The sequence below is a fragment of the Methylosinus sp. KRF6 genome, assembly GCF_018887255.1.
Taxonomy (GTDB): domain Bacteria; phylum Pseudomonadota; class Alphaproteobacteria; order Rhizobiales; family Beijerinckiaceae; genus Methylosinus; species Methylosinus sporium.
This window is the reverse complement of record NZ_JAHLJF010000024.1, coordinates 1-7,161: the sequence shown is the minus strand read 5'-3', so window position 1 is coordinate 7,161 and position 7,161 is coordinate 1. Positions and strand designations below refer to the sequence as shown.

At 61.5% G+C, this 7,161-nt stretch carries 5 protein-coding genes; 1 reads left to right on the top strand and 4 read right to left on the bottom strand.

The features are described 5' to 3' along the window. The 4 genes from repC to KP010_RS22165 all read right to left on the bottom strand — a co-directional run. A partial coding sequence (repC, locus tag KP010_RS22180) for a plasmid replication protein RepC (protein WP_253203990.1) occupies nt 1-937 on the bottom strand: 937 nt, incomplete at its 3' end. Between the two features lie 267 nt (nt 938-1,204). Next, a complete protein-coding gene (repB, locus tag KP010_RS22175; protein ID WP_216281865.1) occupies nt 1,205-2,221 on the bottom strand; it encodes a plasmid partitioning protein RepB in 1,017 nt (338 codons plus the stop codon). 2 nt (nt 2,222-2,223) lie between these two features. Beyond that, a complete protein-coding gene (gene repA, locus KP010_RS22170; RefSeq protein WP_216281863.1) occupies nt 2,224-3,429 on the bottom strand; it encodes a plasmid partitioning protein RepA in 1,206 nt (401 codons plus the stop codon). 1,093 nt (nt 3,430-4,522) lie between these two features. After that, complete coding sequence (locus KP010_RS22165) at nt 4,523-5,701, bottom strand: Fic family protein (protein WP_216281862.1); 1,179 nt, start codon at nt 5,699-5,701, stop codon at nt 4,523-4,525. A gap of 161 nt (nt 5,702-5,862) precedes the next feature. Between KP010_RS22165 and KP010_RS22160 the strand changes: the two genes are divergently transcribed. Next, on the top strand, nt 5,863-7,128 hold the full coding sequence (locus tag KP010_RS22160) for a DUF6880 family protein (protein ID WP_216281861.1): 1,266 nt from the start codon (nt 5,863-5,865) through the stop codon (nt 7,126-7,128). Nucleotides 7,129-7,161 lie beyond the last annotated feature (33 nt).

The window sequence follows — 7,161 nt, the reverse complement described above, 5'->3', positions numbered from 1 at the left end:
GCGGATAGGCTCGAAGCGCTGGCTTGGGATCGGCAATCCGAGAGCGATCCGAGGACGCTTCCGGCGCTCGCTCGATCGGTTCCCTGCCCTGTTCGAGATTTAGCTGGGGTGGATCGGTCCTGCCTTCTTGAAGGCTAGGTTCAAGATCAGAAGAGTTTGTGGTTTGATTCTGTATGTGACGCTCAGTTTGAGACTCATTGCCGCTTATATTTTGAGCTTTTATATGCGTTTCCAGTGCCTTGTGTATTTCCGTCGCCAGCCCGGCGAGTTCGCCGGCCAACGCCTCCAGATCGGAGCGGGAAAGCCGCCGCCCGTAGCGCCCCGAGAGCGTCGCATACTGTTGGTGCGCGTCCTCCCAGTCGCCCGAAACGCCCTCCTCCAATCCGGTCTCGATCATCTTGACGATGTCGCGCCGAGTGATGGTGATCTTTTCGCGCAGCAGCGCGATCGCGCGGTTCTCCGCCCGCACCTCCTCGGCGAGATTCTCGATTTCGCTCGAGCGCGCGACGAGCGGCGCCAGGTCGAAGCCGAAAGCGTCTTCTATGGCTCCCCCCTGCCCTTTCCGGGCGAAGCGTTTGCCGTTCGGAGAATCGCGGCGAATGATCAGTCCAGCGTCGACGAGGCAGGCGAGATGCCGCCGCAGTGTCGCCGGCGCCATGCCATGGGCGCGGATCGAAAGCTCCCTGTTCGACGGGAACACGACGATGCCGCCGGCAGCTGAGCCGGCGTCCGCCGCCTTTGCATTGGTCTCCGGCAGACTGAGCGCAGTCTCGTGGTGAAAGCTCAGTAGCGCGTGCAGTACGGAAAGCGCGCGGTCGGTCACGCCGAGCGGCTCCTTGGCCTCGGTGAGCGCCCGAAACAGTCGCCATTTGTGTACGACAGTTTCGGATGCCCCCGGCTTTGTCGCGAAATTTTCGGTCGCGGTCTGGCTCGCCATCATGGCGAGCGACAGCGGCCGCTGCCCGAAGGGCGTCGTTGGACGTGTCTGCATGATCCTTTGCCTCGTTCAGGCAAAAGAAATCCGCTCGCCGAAACGGCGCCAAAATGCTTGACAGCGATTCGCGGAAGTGTGATTCTTTGAGCGCCAACACAAAGAAGGGGCTTCCGGAACGGCGACGTGACGGGGGCCTTTTTCTTTTGCGATAAATCTCCGTTGGTTTCCTGAACGCTCGAACGGCGCCAAATACGCGGCGCGAAAGAAGCATCAGCTCCCACGATCTCCGTTGGCCTTGTACTCCTCATAGAGAAGCTGCAGCCTTTCGGCGACGAAGTCGCCAAATTGCGGGACCACACGATCGTCGAATGTGAGCGTCAGCTTTTTACCGGTGCGCATGATGCGGGCGACCCGCGTCCCATCCTCTGCATTCCAGGTCTCGGGGCGAAGGCGGGCTTCGCGAACGCGCAACCGATCATAGAGGGTCTGGAACCTTTTATCGGTGTCCAAATCTCCGAACGAGGGCTCCGCCACAATGGCGCGCGCCCGTGCGCGATTGTCGTCCACATCGAGAAGCTCGGTCAGCTCCTGCCAGCGCACTCGGCCAAATCCTGGCGCAGGGCCAATCGCATCGATCAGCGCGCCGGGAACGCGCGTCGCGATGGCGATGAGGCGCGACAGCGCGGCCTTGTCGACATTGAGAGACGCCATGATGATCTCGCGCGAGAATTTCCGATCCTCGAGCCGCGCCGCGAAGCGGGCGCGCTCGATAAAGGTGAGATCGGTCCGGCCGCTATTCTCCTGCCCCTGCGCAATGACGAGCTGCTCATCGGTCAGATCGCGCACGACGGCGCGGACTTTGATGCCGAGCTCGCGCGCGGCACGCAATCTGCGATGGCCGAAGGCGACCTCGAACCGCTCCGGCGTCTTGGGGCGGACGAGTATTGGAACGTTCTGCCCATGCTCGCGGATCATCTCGCGAAACGCCGCATTCTGCTCCGGCGTCGCGTCCATGCGATCGGGCACGAAGGAGGCGTCGATGAGATCGGGATCGATCTCGACGACGGTTTGGCCTGCGACCAGCTTTTGCTCGATCTGCTCGGCCCGCTTCACACGCTCGGAAATGTCACCCAAGGATTGCGATATGGCGCCGAGAGCGCTCGATTGCTTGATCGGGCGATCGAGACCGAGAAGCGGACGGGCCGGATGCGCCGCCGCCGCGCGCGTCGGCGCCTCCTGAGGCCGTGTCTCCTCCAAAGGCGCGTCGAAGCTGATTTTCCGCGCCATCGTCAGCTCCTTCCCCAAACGCCGCGAATAAGACCTTCGATCTCGCCATTGACAAGATCCAGCGCTTCGACCGCGCGGTCATAGGTTCCGCGCGTGAACTGCTGCCGCTCGACTTCATAGAGCGTCTGCTTCGTCAGGCCGGCGTCGGCGATCGCCGTGCTCTTCACCATCGGATGCGTGAGCACTCGGGAGCCGAAGATCGATCGCAGCAGACCCACCATGGTGGTTTGCGGGCCGTCGCTCGGCTCGTAGCGTGTGACTAGATATCGCATCCAATCATATTGCGTTTCGCCGCCTGCGTTTGCGACGACGTCGAGCAGGCTGCCCGTCATGTTCAAGAACTGCGACATGGACATCACATCGAGCATTTGCGGATGCACGGTGATCAAGACCGCGGTCGCGGCGCAGAGCGCGGAAAGGGTCAGAAAGCCGAGCTGCGGCGGACAGTCGATCACGACGATGTCATAAGCGAAGCTCACCTGCGAGAGCGCCTCTCCGACGCGCGCAAAAAACAATGAGCTGTTTCCCTGCCGCCCCATGAGCTCCTTGGGCGTCTCATGCTCGAATTCCATGAGCTCCAATTGCCCTGGAACCACATGCAAATTTGGTATGTACGTGGCGCGCACGATCTCCGCCATGTCACGTCGCTGCGCGTCATAGCGAATGGCTCCGTAGATCGTCTCGCCTTCGCCGACGTCGAGCTCCGGCTGATGGCCGAAAAAGGTCGAGAGGCTGGCCTGCGGATCGAGATCGACTGCCAGCACGCGATATCCCCGAAACGCCAGAAATTGCGCGAGATGTGCAGCGGTCGTGGTCTTGCCGCTTCCGCCCTTGAAGTTCATCACCGAGACGATTTGAAGAGGCTCGCCGTCCTTGCGATGCGGCACATAGCGGCGCGCGCCTTTGCCATTGCGGTCGAGTTCGGCGCGGAGGCCGTCGATGTCTTCGACCGAATAGGTCCGCCGATTGTTCGGCTGGGCCGGAGGCCCCTTCCCTTCCGCGACGAGCTGTCGCAAATAGCCCTCGTGAATCCCGATGAAGCGGGCGGCCTCCGCAGGGGAAAATCGCCGAATGGTCTTCTGCGCGGCCGGCGGAAAATCCCTGATCTGCTGCGCGCGAAGGCGCATCGACAGCTCGGCGGCGTCGGCATTGATCAGTGACCGCAGGTCGTCGGGACCCCGCTGCTGGCTTATGATCGATGTCGGCATTTGACTTCCCTGGATCTGCGGAAATTTCAGCTGTTGGCCCTGAAATGCGCTGATCGAAGAATAAGGGCCGATTCGCTCCACATCGCAAGGAGTTTTTATTTAATGAGAGGTTACCGCCGCGTCCAACGCCTTCGCCGCCAGGCGGCCCTATTCCCCAGTTGCACGCGGACAACTCGGCCGCTTCGATCGCGCCGGCTTCGGCCAACAGTTGCGCCCACTCGGGAGTTGCACGCGTGCAACTTGAATCGATGCGAGCGAGATTCTATCACCTAACAATACGACAGAGTGTCGGAGTGGCATTCGCACCCGACCAGGCCTCTGCGGAGAGCCGAATGCCGTGGCGATTCGGGCTATTCGCTTTTCGAGCGCCGCTGTTTCCCATGCGTCCTATGAGGCCGCCCCTCACACATCATCGATCGCGCTCTCGACGACGCCGCAAATCGGGGATGCATCAACTATCACTCCCCTCACTGCAACCAGCCCTTTTTGGGCGCATCCACGCCCCCACGCGGGACGCTCTCACGGGGACGAAGGTGGTGTTGCACGTAAATCACCCGCAAGTTTCGACGGGAGGCGTCCAGGGTCACTCATCGGACCTCTTTTGAACCAAAGCGTGTCACGCTCGTTCCTAAGTTGTCCGCGTGCAACTCGACGGAGAGCGGTCAACCGGCCGTCGCGCGCCCGCGTCGAGATCAAAGCTGGACAGGGCGGTCGAGAAACAACAGCCGCCCGATCAAAAATTCGCTTGGTGAGTGTCGACGACCGAGGCCCAACTTCTCGCTCGCGACCTCACTAGGTCAGACCCCGTCGCGTCCGCAGTCGTCGGAAAGGATTGCCCCGAAAGACGGCCCCAAGTCGATCCCGAACCGTTCACAAAAGAGGGCAGGGAGCGCGAAGAGGGCGACGTCACTTGACGGGTGGCTAAGCGGAGAGGGGCGATCTTCGGCCATCAGACCATCGCTCGTGAAGTACGAGCGCCATCGTTCCCACCACAGATCTACTTCCGATTTCCGTTCAACCTGCGCCTCGTCGAGGAAACGCTCCTCGAACGGGAGGGGCGCTCTCCGCAAACACCCGAGGCGAGAAACGGAGGTCATCCTCGCAGCGGAGCCGTTCCTTCGCCGAGAATGTCGAGATAAGCGCGGTAGCTGAAAACGCGCCCGCGGCGACGGCCCGTGATCTCCGCGACGATCCCCAGACGCTCGAGATCGGCCAGCGCCGCATTGACGGTCGGCGCGCTCAACCCCGCACGCGCGACGAGGTCGTTCGCGGTCACGAACGGATGCAGCTGAAGCAAGTCGTGAATGCGAAGAGAGGACCCAGTCCGATCGCTTTCGGCTACTATCCTTTCACGATCGTTCGCGAAAAGACCGGCGATCCGCACGGCCGCTTCGAAGGCCTGATTCGCTGTTTCGGCAACGCCCTCCAGAAAAAATTCGAGCCAGCTCTCCCAAGCGCCATTCTCGCGGACCTCTTGCAAAAGACGATAATAGTCCGCGCGATGGGTCTTCAGATAAAGGCTGAGATAGAGGAGGGGAGTGCGCAGCACGCCATTGGCGCACAGGAACAGCGTCACCAGAAGGCGCCCCACGCGACCGTTGCCGTCGAGAAACGGATGAATGGTCTCGAACTGGACGTGAAGCAGGCCAGCTTTGATGAGCGGCGGCAATTGCGATCGAGTTTCGTGAATAAAGCGCTCGAAGGCGTCGAGACAGGCGCTAAGCTCGCTCGGGGGCGGCGGCACGAACAACGCGTTGCCTGGCCGCGTGCCGCCGATCCAATTTTGCGAGCGACGAAATTCGCCGGGGTCTTTCGTCTCGCCACGACCGCTCTGCAGGAGGCGGGCGTGGAGCTCGCGAATGAGTCGAAGCGAGAGTGGGAAGTCTTCGAGCCGCTCGAGGCCATACATCATCGCATCGACATAATTCGAGACTTCTCGGATGTCGTCGATCGGCTGACCAGACTGCGCCTCGGTCTCGAACCGAAGGAGATCGGCGAGGGTCGACTGCGTGCCCTCGATTTGCGATGAGAGCACGGCTTCCTTGCGGACATACATGTAAAGAAAAAGTTCCTGTCGCGGCAGCAGAACCGCTGCTCCATCGAGCCGGCCGAGCGCACGTTCCGCCGCGCTGAGCCGACCGAGAAGGGGCAGAAGGTCGATGTTCGGGCTCGGCGGCAGAGGAGGGGGAACGAAGGCGCGTACAACTTCGCCGCCGACAGTCGCCTCCACGTATCGACCGAGCCGAGAGCTATGGGAATTCTGAACGCTCATGGGCGCAGCATGACCCAGGCACCTTATTTAAGCAACTGGATGCTTCCTTAAATAGTTGACCTGGGGTTTTAAGGCGGCTTAATTAACCGGGCGCCCCACCGGACCGCCCCCGTCACAGTTGCGGCGCCTCCGCGAAACTCGATTCGGCTATAAACTCCCTCATGGCGTCGAAAAACACGCTCAACGCTCAAAACCTCGAAGCGCTCGGCGCCGCGCGGCTCGCCGAACTGTTGATGGAAATCAGCAGTGGCGACGCTGCCGTAAAGCGACGTTTGCGCCTTGCGCTCGCCGGCGCCCGCAGTCCGGCCGACGCCTCACGAGAAATTCGCAAACGCCTCGCCGCGATCTCCCGGTCCAGCGCCTTCATCGATTGGCAGAAACGCCGCGCTCTCGTCGACGATCTCGAAACGCAGCGACGCGCAATCGTCGATCACGTCGGACCGGCGGATCCGAAAGAAGCGCTCGATCTCATGTGGAGCTTCACAGCGCTCGCCGCTTCGGTGTTCGCGCGCTGCGACGACAGTAGCGGCACGATCATCGGAGTTTTTCACCAAGGAGCAAAGGACCTCGCTCGCTTGGCCGAGAACGCACGTTGTAACGCAGTGGAGTTGGCCGACCGCACATATCAGGCGCTGCTCGCCAACAACTATGGACAGTACGACCACCTCATCGCCACGTTGAGCGGTTCGCTCGGCGACGCCGGTCTCGTGCATTTGAAGCAGCGTCTCATCACGCTGTCCAACGAGCCGACCAAAAAACTTGCGGATCACGAAAGACGCAAAATCGGCTGGTCGTCGAGCGGTCCGATATTTGAAGACGATATCCAGAATCGCCATCAGGCCAGCGTCATCCGGTTTGCGTTGAGCGACATTGCCGACGCGCAGGGCGACGTCGACGCCTTCATCGCGCAATATGACACACGAGCGACGAAATTTCCGAAAATCGCGGCGGAAATTTCCCGACGGCTCACCGCCGCCGGCCGCGCCGACGAGGCGCTGCAGATTGTGGAAGCCGCCGAGCGCGGGCGCGCCGACCGCCCTGAGTTCGAATGGGAAGACGCGCGCATCGCGGCGCTCGACGCGCTGAGTAGAAGCGAAGAGGCGCAATCAGCGCGCTGGTCGTGCTTCGAGCGCTTTCTGTCAGAGCGGCATTTACGCGAGCATTTGAAGCGCCTTCCCGACTTCGACGATATCGAGGTGGAAACAAGAGCGCTCGACATCGTCGAAAGCCACGCCAATTTCCAACAGGCGCTGTGGTTCCTGGCGTCATGGCCGGCGCTCGATCGGGCGGCAAAGCTTGTCCTACAGCGCTCCCAGGATCTCGACGGAGATCGCTATGAAATTTTGACGCCGGTCGCCGAATCCCTGGCAGGAAAGCATCGCTTGGCGGCGACGCTGGCATTGCGGGCTCTGGTGCAAACGGCGTGAGCGGGACATAATCCTTCGGAGGGCGGAGCCGAA

Coding starts and splice junctions, on each gene's coding strand:
- KP010_RS22165 (WP_216281862.1), bottom strand. CDS start 5,701: ATGAGCGTTCAGAATTCCCATAGCTCTCGGCTCGGTCGATACGTGGAG.
- repA (WP_216281863.1), bottom strand. CDS start 3,429: ATGCCGACATCGATCATAAGCCAGCAGCGGGGTCCCGACGACCTGCGG.
- KP010_RS22160 (WP_216281861.1), top strand. CDS start 5,863: ATGGCGTCGAAAAACACGCTCAACGCTCAAAACCTCGAAGCGCTCGGC.
- repB (WP_216281865.1), bottom strand. CDS start 2,221: ATGGCGCGGAAAATCAGCTTCGACGCGCCTTTGGAGGAGACACGGCCT.